Source organism: Mycolicibacterium alvei, from assembly GCF_010727325.1.
Taxonomy (GTDB): domain Bacteria; phylum Actinomycetota; class Actinomycetes; order Mycobacteriales; family Mycobacteriaceae; genus Mycobacterium; species Mycobacterium alvei.
In genome coordinates this window covers 42,597-58,355 of the sequence record NZ_AP022565.1, presented here as the reverse complement: position 1 = coordinate 58,355, position 15,759 = coordinate 42,597, and the positions used below count along the sequence as shown (strand labels likewise).

The 15,759-nt window shown below is 66.7% G+C and carries 17 protein-coding genes; 4 read left to right on the top strand and 13 right to left on the bottom strand.

Annotation, left to right across the window (positions count from 1 at the left end; genetic code table 11):
• Positions 1 to 17: 17 nt before the first annotated feature.
• From cysW to G6N44_RS00260, 5 genes are all read right to left on the bottom strand, one after another.
• The gene (gene cysW, locus G6N44_RS00275) at positions 18 to 839 is read right to left on the bottom strand and encodes a sulfate ABC transporter permease subunit CysW (protein ID WP_163660113.1); all 822 of its coding nucleotides are present in this window, start codon (positions 837 to 839) and stop codon (positions 18 to 20) included.
• Positions 836 to 1,699 (bottom strand): sulfate ABC transporter permease subunit CysT, encoded by an 864-nt coding sequence (gene cysT / locus G6N44_RS00270; protein ID WP_163660111.1) that lies wholly within the window; start codon positions 1,697 to 1,699, stop codon positions 836 to 838. Before cysT ends, cysW begins: the two co-directional genes overlap by 4 nt.
• On the bottom strand, positions 1,696 to 2,739 hold the full coding sequence (locus G6N44_RS00265; RefSeq protein WP_163660109.1) for a sulfate ABC transporter substrate-binding protein: 1,044 nt from the start codon (positions 2,737 to 2,739) through the stop codon (positions 1,696 to 1,698). The genes cysT and G6N44_RS00265 overlap by 4 nt, the downstream gene beginning before the upstream one ends.
• A 132-nt stretch (positions 2,740 to 2,871) precedes the next feature.
• On the bottom strand, positions 2,872 to 2,964 hold the full coding sequence (locus G6N44_RS29800) for an Ms4533A family Cys-rich leader peptide (protein ID WP_372508125.1): 93 nt from the start codon (positions 2,962 to 2,964) through the stop codon (positions 2,872 to 2,874).
• A gap of 140 nt (positions 2,965 to 3,104) precedes the next feature.
• The gene (locus tag G6N44_RS00260; RefSeq protein WP_163660107.1) at positions 3,105 to 3,308 is read right to left on the bottom strand and encodes a hypothetical protein; all 204 of its coding nucleotides are present in this window, start codon (positions 3,306 to 3,308) and stop codon (positions 3,105 to 3,107) included.
• Positions 3,309 to 3,423: 115 nt separating this feature from the next.
• Here G6N44_RS00260 and G6N44_RS00255 point away from each other — a divergent pair, with 115 nt between their 5' ends.
• On the top strand, positions 3,424 to 5,454 hold the full coding sequence (locus G6N44_RS00255; RefSeq protein ID WP_163660105.1) for a glycoside hydrolase family 15 protein: 2,031 nt from the start codon (positions 3,424 to 3,426) through the stop codon (positions 5,452 to 5,454).
• A 35-nt stretch (positions 5,455 to 5,489) separates the two neighbouring features.
• Here the strand turns inward: G6N44_RS00255 and G6N44_RS00250 are convergent, their stop codons facing one another.
• Together G6N44_RS00250 and lepA are read right to left on the bottom strand one after the other, a co-directional pair.
• Positions 5,490 to 6,050 (bottom strand): class I SAM-dependent methyltransferase, encoded by a 561-nt coding sequence (locus tag G6N44_RS00250; RefSeq protein ID WP_163660103.1) that lies wholly within the window; start codon positions 6,048 to 6,050, stop codon positions 5,490 to 5,492.
• 37 nt (positions 6,051 to 6,087) lie between these two features.
• A complete protein-coding gene (gene lepA, locus G6N44_RS00245) occupies positions 6,088 to 7,962 on the bottom strand; it encodes a translation elongation factor 4 (RefSeq protein ID WP_163660101.1) in 1,875 nt (624 codons plus the stop codon).
• 79 nt (positions 7,963 to 8,041) lie between these two features.
• On the opposite strand from lepA, the gene G6N44_RS00240 reads away from it, so the two are divergent.
• The gene (locus tag G6N44_RS00240) at positions 8,042 to 8,677 is read left to right on the top strand and encodes a type II toxin-antitoxin system PemK/MazF family toxin (RefSeq protein ID WP_235682900.1); all 636 of its coding nucleotides are present in this window, start codon (positions 8,042 to 8,044) and stop codon (positions 8,675 to 8,677) included.
• A 6-nt stretch (positions 8,678 to 8,683) separates the two neighbouring features.
• Here the strand turns inward: G6N44_RS00240 and G6N44_RS00235 are convergent, their stop codons facing one another.
• Positions 8,684 to 9,292 (bottom strand): GNAT family N-acetyltransferase, encoded by a 609-nt coding sequence (locus G6N44_RS00235; protein WP_163660097.1) that lies wholly within the window; start codon positions 9,290 to 9,292, stop codon positions 8,684 to 8,686.
• Between the two features lie 35 nt (positions 9,293 to 9,327).
• Positions 9,328 to 9,759 (bottom strand): CBS domain-containing protein, encoded by a 432-nt coding sequence (locus G6N44_RS00230; protein WP_163660095.1) that lies wholly within the window; start codon positions 9,757 to 9,759, stop codon positions 9,328 to 9,330.
• A gap of 104 nt (positions 9,760 to 9,863) precedes the next feature.
• Between G6N44_RS00230 and G6N44_RS00225 the strand changes: the two genes are divergently transcribed.
• Complete coding sequence (locus G6N44_RS00225; RefSeq protein ID WP_163660093.1) at positions 9,864 to 10,748, top strand: ribonuclease Z; 885 nt, start codon at positions 9,864 to 9,866, stop codon at positions 10,746 to 10,748.
• Here the strand turns inward: G6N44_RS00225 and G6N44_RS00220 are convergent.
• From G6N44_RS00220 to G6N44_RS00210, 3 genes are read right to left on the bottom strand one after another with little or no spacing between them, the layout of a single operon-like run.
• Positions 10,732 to 11,571: a transglutaminase family protein gene (locus G6N44_RS00220; protein WP_163669422.1), complete on the bottom strand. Its 840-nt coding sequence runs from the start codon at positions 11,569 to 11,571 to the stop codon at positions 10,732 to 10,734. The two genes, G6N44_RS00225 and G6N44_RS00220, sit on opposite strands and share 17 nt — an antisense overlap.
• 32 nt (positions 11,572 to 11,603) lie before the next feature.
• Positions 11,604 to 12,578, bottom strand: a complete 975-nt coding sequence (locus tag G6N44_RS00215) for an alpha-E domain-containing protein (protein WP_163660092.1) — start codon at positions 12,576 to 12,578, stop codon at positions 11,604 to 11,606.
• An 18-nt stretch (positions 12,579 to 12,596) separates the two neighbouring features.
• Positions 12,597 to 14,252 (bottom strand): circularly permuted type 2 ATP-grasp protein, encoded by a 1,656-nt coding sequence (locus G6N44_RS00210; RefSeq protein ID WP_163660091.1) that lies wholly within the window; start codon positions 14,250 to 14,252, stop codon positions 12,597 to 12,599.
• A 237-nt stretch (positions 14,253 to 14,489) separates the two neighbouring features.
• Between G6N44_RS00210 and rpsT the strand changes: the two genes are divergently transcribed.
• Positions 14,490 to 14,750, top strand: a complete 261-nt coding sequence (rpsT, locus tag G6N44_RS00205; RefSeq protein ID WP_163660090.1) for a 30S ribosomal protein S20 — start codon at positions 14,490 to 14,492, stop codon at positions 14,748 to 14,750.
• Positions 14,751 to 14,783: 33 nt separating this feature from the next.
• On the opposite strand, the gene holA is transcribed toward rpsT, so the two are convergent.
• Positions 14,784 to 15,746, bottom strand: coding sequence for a DNA polymerase III subunit delta (gene holA / locus G6N44_RS00200; RefSeq protein WP_163660089.1), 963 nt, complete (start codon positions 15,744 to 15,746; stop codon positions 14,784 to 14,786).
• Positions 15,747 to 15,759 lie beyond the last annotated feature (13 nt).

The following is a 15,759-nucleotide window of genomic DNA, read 5'->3' as shown; positions in this document are numbered from 1 at the left end:
TTGTCTCCTTCCCCGGCCTACTGCGCGGCCTTGATTCGTCGACGGTCGAGGATCACCTGAACGACCAGGACGATCACTGCCACCGCCATGAGCAAAGTCGAGATGGCGTATGCCCCGTACACCGACTCGGCGGTACCGCGGTTGTAGCGGTCGGCCACCAGCAGCGTCAGGGTCTGGGAGGTCCCCGGCAGGTTCGAGGACACCATGATCACCGCACCGAACTCCCCCAGCGTGCGGGCGACGGTGAGCACGATGCCGTAGGTCAGACCCCACCGGATCGACGGCAGGGTGATCCGCCAGAACGTCTGCCACCAGGTCGATCCCAGTGTCGCGGCGGCTTCCTCCTGGTCGGTGCCGATCTCGTGCAACACCGGTTCGACCTCACGAATCACGAACGGCACCGTGACGAAGATGCTGGCCAGCACGATGCCCGGGAGTCCGAAGATGATCTTGAATCCGAGATCGTTCTCGACGAAGCCCAGCAGCCCCGCCGATCCCCACAGCAGGATCAGCGCGACACCGACGACCACCGGTGACACGGCGAACGGCAGGTCGACGACCGCCTGCAAGGCGCTCTTGCCGCGGAACCGGTTGCGCGCCAGCACCAGAGCGGTCGGAACGCCGAACAACACATTCAGCGGCACCACGATGGCCACCACCAACAGCGACAGGTTCAGCGCCGAGATCGCCGCAGGCGTGCCCACCGATGCGAAGAACGCACCGACACCCGGCCCGAAGGTGCGCCAGAGGATCAGCCCGACCGGGACCGCGACCAGCACCGCCACATAGCCCAGCGCCAGAAAGCGCAGCAGGTAGCGCACCCGTGGCGAGAGCGTCATGCCGCAAGCTCCTCACGTTTGGCCGCGCGTGAACCCACTGCCCGCAACACGAACAGCACCGCGAACGAGATCAGCAGCAACACAATGGAGATCGCCGCGGCACCGGTTCGATCGTCGTTCTCGATCAGGGTCCGGATCCACTGTGAGGACACCTCGGTCTCGCCGGGAATCGCACCGCCGATCAGCACGACCGAACCGAATTCACCGATGGCCCGCGAGAACGCCAGGCCGGCCCCGGACAGCAGGGCGGGCAGTAGCGCCGGCAGGATCACCTTGCCGAAGATGACCCGGTTGCTGGCCCCCAGCGACGCGGCGGCCTCCTCGGTCTCCTGGTCGAGTTCGAGCAACACCGGTTGCACCGAACGCACCACGAACGGCAGCGTGACGAACAGCAGCGCGATGCCGACACCCCATTTGGTGTGCTGCAGGTGCAGCCCGACCGGGCTGGCCGGCCCGTACAGCGCCAGCATCACCAGGCTCGCCACGATCGTCGGCAGGGCAAAGGGAAGATCGATCACGGAATCGACCAGCCGCTTCCCCGGGAAGTCGTCGCGGGTCAGCACCCAGGCCACCACCAGGCCGAAGAAAAGGTTCACCACCGTCACACCGGTCGAGATGGTCAGTGTCACCCGGAACGAATCCAGCGCCGCGTTCGAGGTGACCGCCGACCAGAAGGCGTTCCATCCGCCGCCCGCCGCCTGCCACAGGATCGCCGCCAACGGCAGCAGCACGATGACGCTCAGCCAGATCGAGGCCGCGCCGACGCGCAGCGACGTGCTGCCGTAGCGGCCGGGCCGCGCGCCGCCGGTGGGATCCGCCGGCGCGGACTGGGCTGCATCGGTCTGTTTGACTACCGTCATCCAGTCGCCTGCTTGTAGATGTTGGTGATCGAACCGTTGTCCTTGTCGAACAACGACGGGTCGACTTCATTCCATCCACCCAGATCGGCGATCGTCCACAGCTTCGCCGGCGTCGGGAAGTCCTTGACGAAGTCCGCCGCCACCGCCGGGTCGACCGGACGGAATCCGGCCTCGGCCCAGAGCTTCTGGCCCTCGGGGGTGAACAGGAAGTTCTGCAGGGCCTTGGCCTTGTCGGCGTGGGCGCTGGTCTTGACGACCGCCACCGGGTTCTCGATCTTGAAGGTCTGCGGCGGATTGACGTGTTCGACGGGCTTGCCCTGCCGCTCGACGTTGATCGCCTCGTTCTCGTAGCTGATCAGTACGTCGCCGGTGCCCTGCAGGAACACATCGGTGGCCTCCCGGCCCGAACTCGGGCGGGTCTTGACGTGCTCGGTCACCAGCTTGTTGACGAAGTCGAGACCGGCCTCAGAATCCTTGCCACCGTTACTCTTTGCCGCATACGGGGCCAGCAGGTTCCACTTGGCCGAACCTGAACTCAGCGGGCTCGGGGTGACCACCTCAAGCCCGGGCTGCAGCAGATCATCCCAGTCCTTGATGCCCTTGGGGTTACCCTTGCGCACCACCAATGACACCACAGAACCGAACGGGATTCCCTTCGTATTGCCTGCGCTCCAGTCGTCGGCCACCTTGTCGGCCTTGACCAGCCGGGCCACATCGGGTTCGACCGAGAAGTTCACGATGTCGGCCGGCTTGCCGTCGGCCACAGCCCGAGACTGATCGCCCGAGGCGCCGTACGAAGTCCGCACGGCAACGCCCTTGCCTTTCTCGCTGGCGGCGAACGCCGGGATGATCTTGCTCCAACCCGGTTCGGGCACGGCATAGGCGACGAGCGTCAGCGTGGTATCGGCATTCGCAGCGCCCTGATCGCCGCCGACGACGTCACTGGCGCCGCCGGCGCAGCCGACGGCCAGAACGCCGGTGGTGGCCACGACGGTGGCGGTACGCCAGAACTTGCTGAAGTGGGGCTTGTTTGCGGGCACTGATGACCTTTCTTGCAGACTGAGGACATTACGAGGTCGGTCATGCGGAAAGGTGAAAGAAGGCGAAGGAAGCCGGAGAAGGACATCCGGGCACAGAACCGCCACCGACACCACACCGCGGACGGGTGGGAGTCAGCGACAACAGGCGACGTCAGCAACAGCGCGTGAACCCACGGCAATGAGAGCCAGGACATGACTCTCGAGGTTGCCGGACGCTGCATACATGGCGGGAAGAATAACAGAATTCCGACGTCGCGCTCGTTGAGCAATCGGGGTCCCGAGTCAGCGGGTGAACCACCACATCACGATGACCAGGACGATCAGCAAGATAAAGATCAACGTGACACGTGAGCGCGGCATACCGTTCATTCGGATTCCAATTCGTCCGCCGGGGCGTGGCGCAACCGGCGCAACCCCGTGATTCCCGAGCCCAGTGCGCCGTCGAGCACCACTGCGCTGCCAAAGGCCAACGCCAGGACCACCGGCATCACCACCGCGGTCTGCACGACGAACGGCAGCCCGGTCAGCCACAGTTCGACGCCGTCCCACCAGTTCAGGATTGCCGCCATGAGGCAAGCCTAGGCGATCGCCGACGGCGCCCGGTGTTCGTCCCGTCGCACCCGTAACGTCCGACACACGTCCCCTGGGTAGACGGCACCTGTATCCGCAGATGATGATGTGCGAATGGTTCTGCAGCAGACCGAGCCCACGGATGTCGTCGCAGCAGCTGAATCGACTCCCGGGACACCCACGTCCGTCCCGGGGCCGCTGACCGTCACCGCCCCGGTGCCCTACTCGTCGGCCGGTGCGCTGCGAAACCCGTTCCCGCCGATCGCCGACTACGGCTTCCTGTCCGACTGCGAGAACACCTGTCTGATCTCCTCGGCCGGATCGGTCGAGTGGCTGTGTGTCCCCCGGCCCGACTCCCCCAGCGTGTTCGGCGCGATCCTGGACCGCAATGCGGGGCATTTCCGGCTCGGCCCCTACGGGGTGACGGTGCCGTCGGCGCGCCGGTACCTGCCGGGCAGCCTGATCCTGGAGACCACCTGGCAGACCCACACCGGCTGGCTGATCGTGCGCGACGCGCTGGTCATGGGCCCGTGGCACGACATCGAGACCCGCTCCCGCACGCACCGGCGCACCCCGATGGATTGGGACGCCGAACACATCCTGCTGCGCACCGTCCGGTGTGTCAGCGGCACCGTCGAATTGGTGATGAACTGCGAGCCGGCCTTCGACTACCACCGCGTCAGCGCGTCGTGGGAGTACTCCGGCCCGGCCTACGGCGAGGCCATCGCGCGCGCCAGTGTCAACCCGGACTCGCACCCCACGATGCGGCTCACCACCAACCTGCGGATCGGCATCGAGGGCCGCGAGGCCCGCGCCCGCACCCGGCTCACCGAGGGCGACAACGTGTTCGTCGCACTGAGTTGGTCCAGGCATCCCGCCCCGCAGACCTTCGAAGAGGCCTCGGACAAGATGTGGACCACCAGTGAGTCGTGGCGGCAGTGGATCAACATCGGCGACTTCCCCGACCACCCGTGGCGGTCGTACCTGCAGCGCAGCGCGTTGACTCTCAAGGGCCTGACCTACTCGCCCACCGGCGCCCTGCTGGCCGCCCCCACCACGTCCCTGCCGGAAACCCCTCAGGGCGAACGTAACTGGGACTACCGCTACTCGTGGATCCGGGATTCCACGTTCGCCCTCTGGGGCTTGTACACCCTGGGCCTGGACCGGGAAGCCGACGATTTCTTCGCGTTCATCGCCGACGTGTCCGGCGCCAACAACGGCGAGCGCCATCCGCTACAGGTGATGTACGGGGTCGGCGGCGAGCGCAGCCTCGTCGAGGAGGAGCTGCACCACCTGTCGGGCTACGACGGTGCGCGGCCGGTGCGGATCGGCAACGGCGCCTACAACCAGATGCAGCACGACATCTGGGGCACCATGCTCGATTCGGTGTACCTGCATGCCAAATCCCGCGAGCAGATTCCCGAGGCACTGTGGCCGGTGCTGAAGAATCAGGTCGAGGAAGCCCTCAAGCACTGGAAGGAACCCGACCGCGGGATCTGGGAGGTGCGCGGCGAGCCGCAACACTTCACCTCCAGCAAGATCATGTGCTGGGTGGCCCTGGACCGCGGTTCCAAGCTCGCCGAACTGCAGGGCGAGAAGAGCTACGCACAGCAGTGGCGCGCGATGGCCGAGGAGATCAAGGCCGATGTCCTGGCCCGCGGGGTCGATTCCCGCGGGGTGCTGACCCAGCGCTACGGCGACGACGCACTGGACGCCTCACTGCTGCTGGCAGTGCTGACCCGGTTCCTGCCGTCGGACGACCCGCGGGTGCGGGCCACCGTGCTGGCGATCGCCGACGAACTCACCGAGGACGGCCTGGTGCTGCGGTACCGGGTCCACGAGACCGACGACGGCCTGTCCGGTGAAGAGGGCACCTTCACCATCTGCTCGTTCTGGCTGGTGTCGGCGCTCGTCGAGATCGGTGAGGTGAGCCGGGCCAAGCATCTGCTGGAGCGGCTGCTCTCGTTCGCCAGTCCGCTGCACCTGTACGCCGAGGAGATCGAGCCGCGCACCGGCCGCCACCTGGGCAACTTCCCGCAGGCGTTCACCCACCTCGCCCTGATCAACGCCGTGGTGCACGTCATCCGCGCCGAGGAGGAGTCCGACAGTTCCGGGGTCTTCCAGCCCGCCAACGCACCGATGTAGCCGCCGGCCCCGGCTATCGGACCCGGCGGTACCCGTCAACGCGCAGTAGCGGCTGCCCGGGCCACCAGCCAGGCCTGGCCGTCACCCTCGGCCGCGCCGAGGGTCTCCAGACCGGCAAAGGCCGCCGCGAGTTCACCCGGACCGGCCCGGAATCGGCCCGGCTCCGCGCCGACCTCACTGAGCACGCAGATGGCCAGCAGACCGCCCGGTCGTAGTCGGGCGGCCAGGGACGGATAGAGCCCCGGGTCACGGAAGCGATGGCACAGCACCACGTCGACCGGCGGTCCGGCCGGCAAACCCTCGTCCAGATCGGCGACATCGAAACGGCAGCGCTCTGCCACCCCGTGGCGTGCGGCGGCCTGTCTCGCCTCGTCGATCGCCACGGCGGACACATCGAGGCCCCAGACGGCCAGCCCGCGCCGAGCCAGCCACACCGAACCTTTGCCTGTGCCGCACGCGATGTCGAGGGCCGATCCGGTCACGGGAAACCGGCCGGCCTGATCACCGAACACCTGCGGCAGGGCCGGCACCGCATCCGACTCCGACTCCCCGTCGGTATAGGCCGCGTCCCACCGGCGGCGGTCCTTCTCGCTCACCTGCGCCACCCCATGCCGGGCCCGGCTACCTCTCGGGCTACTTCTTGGGCTTGTCCGAGGCGGCGTCGGTGGACAGGGCCGCCACGAACGCCTCCTGGGGAACCTCCACGCGACCGATGGTCTTCATGCGCTTCTTGCCCTCTTTCTGCTTCTCCAGCAGCTTGCGCTTACGGGTGATGTCACCGCCGTAGCACTTGGACAGCACGTCTTTACGGATCGCCCGGATGTTCTCGCGGGCAATGATTTTCGCACCGATCGCGGCCTGGACCGGAACCTCGAACTGCTGACGAGGGATGAGCTCCTTGAGCTTGGTGGTCATCTTGTTGCCGTAGGCCGCGGCCGAATCCTTGTGCACGATGGCGCTGAAGGCGTCGACTGCCTCGCCCTGCAGCAGGATGTCGACCTTGACCAGATCGGCCTGCTGCTCACCGGCCTCCTCGTAGTCGAGGCTGGCGTAGCCGCGGGTCCGGGACTTCAGCGAATCGAAGAAGTCGAAGATGATCTCGCCCAGCGGCATGGTGTAGCGCAACTCGACGCGCTCGGGCGACAGGTAGTCCATGCCGCCGAGTTCGCCGCGTCGCGACTGGCACAGCTCCATGATCGTGCCGATGAACTCGCTGGGAGCGATCACCGTGGTCTTGACCACCGGCTCGTGGACCTCCCGAACCTTGCCCTCGGGCCAGTCCGACGGGTTGGTCACGACGCTTTCTGAGCCGTCGTCTCTGATAACGCGATAGACCACGTTGGGCGCGGTGGAGATCAGGTCGAGGTTGAACTCGCGCTCCAGGCGCTCGCGGGTGATCTCCATGTGCAGCAACCCGAGGAAGCCGCAGCGGAACCCGAAGCCCAGCGCCACCGAGGTTTCCGGCTCGTAGGTCAGCGCGGCGTCGTTGAGCTGCAGCTTGTCCAGCGCCTCGCGCAGCACCGGATAGTCGGAGCCGTCCACCGGGTAGAGCCCGGAATAGACCATCGGCCGGGGCTCCCGGTAGCCGGTCAGGGCCTCGGTGGCACCCTTGCGCGCCGTCGTCACGGTGTCGCCGACCTTGGACTGCCGGACGTCCTTCACACCCGTGATGAGATAGCCCACTTCGCCAACTCCGAGACCGTCGCTGGGCTTCGGGTCGGGCGAGACGATGCCGACCTCGAGCAGTTCGTGGGTGGCGCCGGTGGACATCATCGCGATCTTCTCGCGCGGGGTGATCTTGCCGTCGACGACGCGCACGTAGGTGACCACGCCGCGGTAGATGTCGTAGACCGAGTCGAAGATCATCGCCCGCGCGGGAGCGTCGGCATCGCCGGTCGGCGCCGGCACCTGCCGGACCACCTCGTCGAGCAACTCGGCCACGCCGACACCGGTCTTACCGGACACCCGCAGCACATCCGACGGCTCACAACCGATGATGTGGGCAAGCTCGCCGGCATAACGCTCCGGGTCTGCGGCCGGCAGGTCGATCTTGTTGAGCACCGGGATGACCGTGAGATCCCGGTCGAGTGCCAGGTACAGGTTCGCCAGCGTCTGCGCCTCGATGCCCTGGGCGGCGTCGACCAGCAGCACCGCACCCTCACACGCCTCCAAGGCGCGGGACACCTCGTAGGTGAAGTCGACGTGGCCGGGGGTGTCGATCAGGTGCAGAACGAACTCTTCATCGCCGACTTTCCAAGGCAGCCGCACGTTCTGCGCCTTGATTGTGATGCCGCGCTCCCGCTCGATGTCCATCCGGTCCAGGTACTGCGCACGCATCGACCGGTCATCGACGACGCCGGTGAGCTGCAGCATCCGGTCCGCCAGCGTCGATTTGCCGTGGTCGATGTGGGCGATGATGCAGAAGTTCCTGATCTGCGCCGGCGCAGTGAACGTCTTGTCGGCGAAGCTGCTGATGGGAATCTCCTGGTGAGCGTGGGTGTCCAGCACGTGTTGTGCGTCTCCAGGGTATCGAGCAAGCACCCTTGCGACACAATCGCCGGGGGTCCGCTCGCATATGCTCGACACCATGGCGTCGCAGTGGAAGGCGTTCCAACAGGTTCTCAAGGACGTCAGGGACGGCGCCGGGCACCTGGTGTTCAACGAGGCCCCGAAGTTCGTCCGCCAGCTTCAGACCACCGACAACGTGCCGCGGACAGTGCAGCAGGGTATCCAGCAAGGCCTTCAGCAGGGCATAAGGCTGGGCCTGGGGGTGCTCGCGGGTGCGACCGCCCCGCCACCGCAGGCGATCACCGCCGGTCGTCCGGTATCGAAGAACAGTGTTCCCACCGCACACCGCGCCCGCAAAGTGGTGTACGCCCCCGATCTGGACGGGCGGGCCGATCCCGGCGAGATCGTCTGGACCTGGGTGGTCTACGAGGACGATCCAACCCAGGGCAAGGACCGCCCCGTCCTGGTGGTGGGTCGCGATCAACGCACCCTGCTGGGGCTCATGCTGTCCAGCCAGGACTACCACCGAGACGAACCGGACTGGATCGGCATCGGGACCGGTACGTGGGACTACGACGGCAGGCCGAGCTGGGTCCGGTTGGACCGGGTGCTGGACGTGCCAGAGGAAGGCATTCGCCGCGAAGGCGCGATCCTGGACCGCAGCCGGTTCGAAGCGGTCGCGGTCCGGCTGCGCGCTCAGTACTCCTGGAGCTGACCGGCGTCAGCGCGGGCGGCGCCACATCGCGGTCATGACCGGACCGCCGTCGGGAAGGGCGATCTCCCCGGTGACCTCGAACCCGAAACGCAGGTAATACGGGACGTTGTCGGGGTTGCTCGACTCCAGGTAGGCCGGTGCATGTTCGGCGTCGACGCGATCAAGACGCGATCGCATCAGGACGTGCCCGAAACCGCCGCCGCGAACCGTGGGGTCGCTCCCGATCACCGCGAGGTACCAATGCGGCTCCTCGGGATGATGCTTCTTCATCAACCCGGCGACCTGCTGGCCCCGGCCCGCCCGGCGCCCGAAGGCCCGGGCGAAGCCGGGCATCATCAGCAGCTCCTGCAAGGGGGTGTGCCGCCAGCACCCCGGTGGATCCCACAGTGCCGCCGCGCCGATGACGCCTGCCCGCACCGCCACCTCACTGCCGCCTCCGGCCAGGAAATGACGACGGGTCATGGTGGCGAACATCCGGGCCAGCGCCCGTCGCCGATGCGGGTCGTCCGGCAACATCCACGACATCACCGGGTCGTCGTAGAAGGCCCGGCCCAGGACCGCGGCGAGCGGCTTCACGTCACTTTTGCACGGCGGACGGACATCGACGGCGGCCACCCGACCACCATCGCACAACTACGAATGCCGGTGTATCAACGGCTCTGGGTGATGTAGGCCTGCAGCTGTTCCTGCTCGGCCTCGAGTTCTTCCATCCGGGTCTTGACGACGTCGCCGATGCTGACGATGCCGGCCAGCCGGCCACCGTCGAGCACCGGGATGTGGCGCACCCGGTTCTCGGTCATCAGCGCACTGAGGTGATCGACGGTGTCGCGCGGAGTGCAGGTCGCCACCACCGTGGTCATGATCTCCGACACCGGCTGCGACAACAGGCTGCTGCCCCGCTCATGCAGCTTGCGCACCACATCTCGCTCCGAGACGATGCCGGCCAGACCACCCGGCCCGATAACCACCATGGCACCGATGTTCAGCTCGGTCAGCCCGGCCAACAACTCCGTTACCGTGGTCTCCGGTGAAATCGTCACCACCGCCGTGCCCTTGGTTTTCAGCACGTCCGCGATTCGCATCGACAGCCTCCGATCGTGATCCACCTCACACCAGGCTAGGTCGCCTACCGCCAGTAAGAAAGAACCCACGCCCGATCGAGACGTAACAGGGTAGGAATGGGGCCATGATCGAGGTCACGCTGCTCGGCACCGGTAGCCCGATTCCTGATCCGGAGCGCGCCGGACCGTCCACCTTGGCGCGCGCGGGCGATCAGATTTTCCTGATCGATTGCGGACGCGGCGTCCTACAGCGTCTGGCGGCAATCGGATTGGGCGCCAACCAGCTCAGCGCGCTGCTCCTGACCCACCTGCACAGCGACCACATCGCCGACCTGGGCGATGTGATCATCACCCGCTGGGTCAGCACGTTCACTCCGGACGCTCCACCACTGCCGATCATCGGCCCGCCGGGGACTGCCGAGGTCGTGGCGGCGACGTTGAAGGCGTTCGGTTTCGACGTCGGTTACCGCATCGCCCATCATGCCGATCTCACCGGTCCGCCACCGGTGGAGGTACACGAATACACCGACGGAGCGGTGTGGGATCACGACGGGGTGCACATCCAGTGCGCGCCCACCGATCACCGGCCGGTGACACCGACCATCGGGTTCCGGGTCGAACACGCCGGGGCGTCGGTGGTGCTGGCCGGCGACACCGTGCCGTGCGAGAGCCTCGACACCTTGGCCGCTGGTGCAGGTGCCCTGGTACACACGGTGATTCGCAAAGATCTGATCGAAAAGCTTCCGATGCAACGGATCCGCGACATCTGCGACTACCACTCGTCGGTGGAGGAAGCGGCCGCCACCGCCACCCGGGCCGGCGTGGGGATCCTGGTCCTCACCCATTACGTACCGGCCATCGCTCCGGGAACCGAGGACCAGTGGCGGGCATTGGCGGCCACTGAATTCGACCGCCAGATCGAACTCGGCGGCGATCTGCACCGGGTACAGGTTCACCCGGGAGTCTGTACCGGACCGCGCGATACGGGTCCGGTCAAGCCAGCCGAGTGACCTCCACGACCACATCGAGATCGGTCGAACCCTCGCCCGAATAGATTCCCTTGAGCGGGGCCACATCCGAGTAGTCCCGGCCCACGCCGACGCTGACGTACTGTTCATTGACCTCGGAATCGTTGGTCGGGTCGTAGTGCCACCAGCCTCCGGTCCACGCCTGGATCCAGGCGTGACTCTGGCCGTCGATGGTGTCCCCCACCTCCGCCTCACTCGAAGGATGCAGATAGCCCGACACGTACCGCGCCGGAATCCCCATGGACCGCAACATGATCAACGATAGGTGGGCGAAGTCCTGACACACGCCCTTGCCCTCGCGCAAAGCATCCAGACCCGACGAGTGCACCCCGGTGGTACCAGGCACGTAGTCGAGTTCACTGCGCACCCACTGCGCCACCGCCCCGACCGCCTCGAACGGGTCGTGATCTTTGACGATCCGCTGCCCCACGCGCGCGATCCGCTTGCTGTGCGGGGTGAAGCGCGTCGGACTGAGCACCTCGTCGAACCGGTCGATGACGGCCTCGGTGTCCAGATCATCCCACCCGGCGAGCTCCTCGGGTTTCTCCGCGACGTCGGTCTCGACCACCGAGGACCCCGTGACCTCCAGCTCGGTGTGCGGAGCGTGCAGGTCGAAGGCCGTCACCGCCGTACCCCAGTAGTCGACATATCGGTAGGACCTGGTCGCCGGGACCGTCTCGACCCGGTTCAGGATGACGTTCTGGCGCGAATCCGACCGCGGGGTCAATCGGGCCTCGTTGAAGGACGCCGTCACCGCTGACTTGTAGGCATACCCCGTCGAGTGCACCACCCGTAGCCGCCACATCATGGTCTCCTCTTCGCGCAAGCGCTCATCGACTAGACCTCGCCTTCCTCGATCACAACCACATCCCCGTGCCCGGCGTCGGTCCAGGCCACCCACGGTGCGGAATGGAAGTACCTCAGCGCCAATGCTTCTCCGACATCGTGGCAGGTCTCCTGCAACCCGGCCAGCCGGGCATCCAGGGATTCGAGCACCGCGCCCGGCTGCAGGAACTCGAGCTCACTGCGCGCCCGGCCCAACAGCCGCTGAGCTTCGGCGGTGGCCCCCAGTCGGCTGTGCGGCCGGTTGAGCAGCTCGTCGAGACTGTGTTCGGCCAACCGCAGTGAATAGAAGACCGAGCGCGGGAACAGCCGGTCCAGCAACATGAACTCGACCACCCGGCCGGCGTCGAGCACGCCGCGGTAGGTACGCAGGTACGTGTCGTGAGCACCGGCCGAGCGCAGCAACGTGACCCAGGCCGGCGACGACCCGCTGTCCCCCACCCGCGACAGCAGTAGCCGCACCGTCATGTCGACGCGCTCGATCGCGCGGCCCAGCACCATGAACCGGTAGCCGTCGTCGCGGCTCAACGTCGAATCGGCCAGCCCGGCGAACATCGCCGCGCGCCCCTCCACATACGACAGAAACTCGTGGGGCCCCAGACGTCTGGCCGCGCGTTCCCGCTCGGCGAGCGCGTTGTAGGTCGTGTTGAGGCACTCCCAGATCTCGGTCGACGTGACTTCGCGTGCACCGCGGGCGTTCTCGCGTGCGGCCGAGATCGAGTCGACGATCGAGTTTCCGCCACTGTCGCGACTGAATGCCACGATGTCGGTCAACGACCACACGTCCAGGCGCTGCGTCGGTGGTTCGATTCCGAGCACCCGCAGCAAGGTCCGTGAGGCGACGTCGGGGTCGACACTGGAGTCCTCCAACAGTTGGTGCACCGTGACGTCGAGGATGCGTGCGGTGTCGTCGGCCCGTTCCACGTAACGTCCGATCCAGTACAACGACTCGGCATTGCGTGCCAGCATCTAATCCACCCCCTGTTACTACTGTTGTTGCGACGACGAACCGTCAGGCGCGCCATCGCTTTTGGCCCCGTTGGCGGCTTTCGGCAGGGACCGCACCACCTCGGCGGCGGCAAGCTCGCGATCTGCCGCCGAGGTCCGCGACGCCAACACCCAGGTGTCCTTCGACCCACCGCCCTGGCTGGAATTGACCACCAGAGACCCGTCCGGCAGCGCGACCCGAGTCAGCCCGCCGGGCAGCACCCAGACATCGTTGCCGTCGTTGACCGCGAACGGGCGCAGGTCCACATGCCGGGGCGCCAGCTTGTCGTCGATCTGGGTGGGCACCGTGGACAACTGCATCACCGGCTGTGCGATCCAGCCGCGCGGGTCGTTGCGGATCTTCCTGGCAACCGCGGTGAGCTCCTTGGCAGAGGCGTCCGGGCCGAACACGATCCCGTACCCACCCGAACCTTCCACCGGCTTGATGACCAGTTCATCGATCCGGTCGAGCACCTCTTCGCGTTCGACGTCCAGCCAGCAGCGGTAGGTGTCGACGTTGGCGAGCACCGGCTTCTCACCGAGGTAGTACTCGATGATCGTCGGGACGTAGGTGTAGACGAGCTTGTCATCGCCGACCCCGTTGCCCACCGCACTGGAGATCACGACGTTGCCGGCCCGGGCCGCGTTGAGCAGGCCGGCCACCCCGAGCACCGAGTCGGGCCGGAACTGCATGGGATCCAGGAACGCATCGTCGATGCGGCGGTAGATGACGTCGACCTGCCGCTCTCCCTCGGTGGTGCGCATGTAGACGGCGTTGTCGCGGCAGAACAGATCGCGGCCCTCGACCAACTCGACCCCCATCTGCCGGGCCAGCAGCGAGTGCTCGAAGTAGGCCGAGTTGTAGACGCCGGGCGTGAGCACCACGACGGTGGGGTCGGCGACGTTGGTGGGTGCGGCGTTGCGCAGCGCCCGCAGCAGGTGCGACGAGTAGTCACCGACCGCACGCACCCGGTGGGTGGCGAACAGATTGGGGAAGACGCGCGCCATGGTGCGCCGGTTCTCCATCACATAGGACACCCCCGACGGCGACCGCAGATTGTCCTCGAGCACCCGGAAGACACCCTTTTCGTCACGGATCAGATCGATGCCCGCGACGTGGATACGCACCCCGTTCGGCGGGACGATGCCCGCGGCTTCACGGTGGAAGTGCTCGCACGAGGTGACCAGCCGACGCGGGATCACCCCGTCACGCAGGATTTCCTGCTCGCCGTAGATGTCGTCGAGATACATCTCCAGCGCCTTGACCCGCTGGATGATGCCGCGTTCCAGCCGGGACCATTCGGCCGCCGAGATCACCCGCGGCACCAGGTCGAGCGGGAACGGCCGCTCCTGGCCGGACAGCGAGAACGTGATGCCCTGATCGATGAACGCCCGGTCCAGTGCGTCAGACCGCGACCGCAACTCGGAGGCGTCCGACGGAGCAAGCTCGGCGAAGATCCCCTTGTACGGTCCGCGGACGTTGCCAGAGCCGTCGAACATCTCGTCGAAGGCCTCGGAGTAGCGGCCCAGCCGGTCGTAGCCGTCGAAGACGCCCCGATGTTTGACGCGTCGCGCCGCAGCGCGCTGTCCGGGCGGGCGCGACCCGTTCGACCCTGCCCCCGGTGTACGGACTGCTCTCAGGCTCACCCCTGTCATGCTGCCGCACCTCACGCTGTTTCGCCGGGTCAACGGCTCAGCCCGTTTCGGCAGGCCAAAGGGCGGTTGAGGTGGTATTGGGGCGGTAAATTCGGGCGTCGGCGGCCGGCGTTCCGGCTGCACCGCTTTGGGAGTTCGGACGCCTCGCTGGTACCCTGAACAGTCGCTGCCCGCAGTGCGGGTGTGCGCACCCAGACTTCGGTAACCCCAGCTAGAGAACTACGAAGGAATTTTTACGTGGCCAACATCAAGTCGCAGGAAAAGCGCATCCTCACCAACGAGCGTCGTCGGCTGCGTAACCAGTCGGTGAAGTCGTCGCTGCGTACGGCTGTGCGCGGCTTCCGCGAGGCCGTCGAGGCGGGCGAGAAGGACAAGGCTGCCGAGTTGCTGGTGTCGACCAGCCGTCAGCTCGACAAGGCCGCCAGCAAGGGTGTCATCCACGCCAACCAGGCCGCCAACAAGAAGTCGGCCCTGGCCGTGGCGCTCAACAAGCTCTGATCCTTCCGGGCTTACCCGAACAATATCGCCGGTTCACCGGGTGGCGAGTTCCGCCACCCGGCGTACCGCTGTCTCAAGGGCGTAGTCGGCATCTGCCGCTGCGCCCTTTACGTCTGCATTGAGCGCGGCGACCACCCGCATCGCCTCGGCCACGGAATCGCGTGACCATCTGCGCGACTGTTTCTGCGCCTTCTGCACCCGCCAGGGCGGCATCCCCAGCTCGCCGGCCAGCCGGTACGGATCCCCGGAGAGCGGGCCCACCCGGGCGATCGTGTGCACCGCCTCGGCCAGCGCATCGGCCAACACCACCTGAGGTTCACCTGCCAGCATCGCCCATCGCAAGGCCTCGGCGGCCCCGGCCACATCACCGGTGACGGCCTTGTCTGCGATGTCGAAGCCCTTCACCTCCGCCTTGCCGCTGTGATAGCGGCGCACCGCTACGGCGTCGACCTGGCCGGCGGTGTCGGCCACCAGCTGTGAGCACACCGCGGCGAGCTCACGGATGTTCGATCCGACCGCGTCGAGCACGGCGGTGACCGTGTCGTCGGAGACCTTGGCCCGCAACTGGCGGAACTCGGCACGTACGAAATCCGCACGCTCCGCCGGTTTGGTGATGCGCGCACACGGATGCACCTGTGCCCCAAGCTTTTTCAATTGATCGGCCAGGGCCTTGGCCCGCCCGCCGCCGGAGTGGATGACGATCAGAACGGTGCCGGGCGGCAGATCGGCTGCGGCCGAAGCGATCAGGGCCACCGCATCCTTACCGGCCTCGGCGGCGGCCTCCAGCACCACCAGGCGCTCCTCGGCAAACAGCGACGGGCTCAGCAGTTCGGCGAGCTCGCTGGTGCTGACCTCACCGGCCCGCATCCGATCCACCGGAACGTCGTCGGATCCGGCCTGCCGGCGCAGCGCCCGCAGCACCGCCCCCACGGCTCGTTCGACCAGCAGTTCCTCATCGCCCAGAACCAGGTGCAGGCCGTCGATCTGTTGACTCACACCTATGATCGTG

What these genes read in the sequence shown, in the direction of transcription:
- cysW (WP_163660113.1), bottom strand. Translation starts at nt 839, where the DNA reads ATGACGCTCTCGCCACGGGTGCGCTACCTGCTGCGCTTTCTGGCGCTG.
- cysT (WP_163660111.1), bottom strand. Translation starts at nt 1,699, where the DNA reads ATGACGGTAGTCAAACAGACCGATGCAGCCCAGTCCGCGCCGGCGGAT.
- G6N44_RS29800 (WP_372508125.1), bottom strand. Translation starts at nt 2,964, where the DNA reads ATGTATGCAGCGTCCGGCAACCTCGAGAGTCATGTCCTGGCTCTCATT.
- G6N44_RS00260 (WP_163660107.1), bottom strand. Translation starts at nt 3,308, where the DNA reads ATGGCGGCAATCCTGAACTGGTGGGACGGCGTCGAACTGTGGCTGACC.
- G6N44_RS00255 (WP_163660105.1), top strand. Translation starts at nt 3,424, where the DNA reads ATGGTTCTGCAGCAGACCGAGCCCACGGATGTCGTCGCAGCAGCTGAA.
- G6N44_RS00240 (WP_235682900.1), top strand. Translation starts at nt 8,042, where the DNA reads ATGGCGTCGCAGTGGAAGGCGTTCCAACAGGTTCTCAAGGACGTCAGG.
- G6N44_RS00230 (WP_163660095.1), bottom strand. Translation starts at nt 9,759, where the DNA reads ATGCGAATCGCGGACGTGCTGAAAACCAAGGGCACGGCGGTGGTGACG.
- G6N44_RS00225 (WP_163660093.1), top strand. Translation starts at nt 9,864, where the DNA reads ATGATCGAGGTCACGCTGCTCGGCACCGGTAGCCCGATTCCTGATCCG.
- G6N44_RS00220 (WP_163669422.1), bottom strand. Translation starts at nt 11,571, where the DNA reads ATGTGGCGGCTACGGGTGGTGCACTCGACGGGGTATGCCTACAAGTCA.
- G6N44_RS00215 (WP_163660092.1), bottom strand. Translation starts at nt 12,578, where the DNA reads ATGCTGGCACGCAATGCCGAGTCGTTGTACTGGATCGGACGTTACGTG.
- G6N44_RS00210 (WP_163660091.1), bottom strand. Translation starts at nt 14,252, where the DNA reads ATGACAGGGGTGAGCCTGAGAGCAGTCCGTACACCGGGGGCAGGGTCG.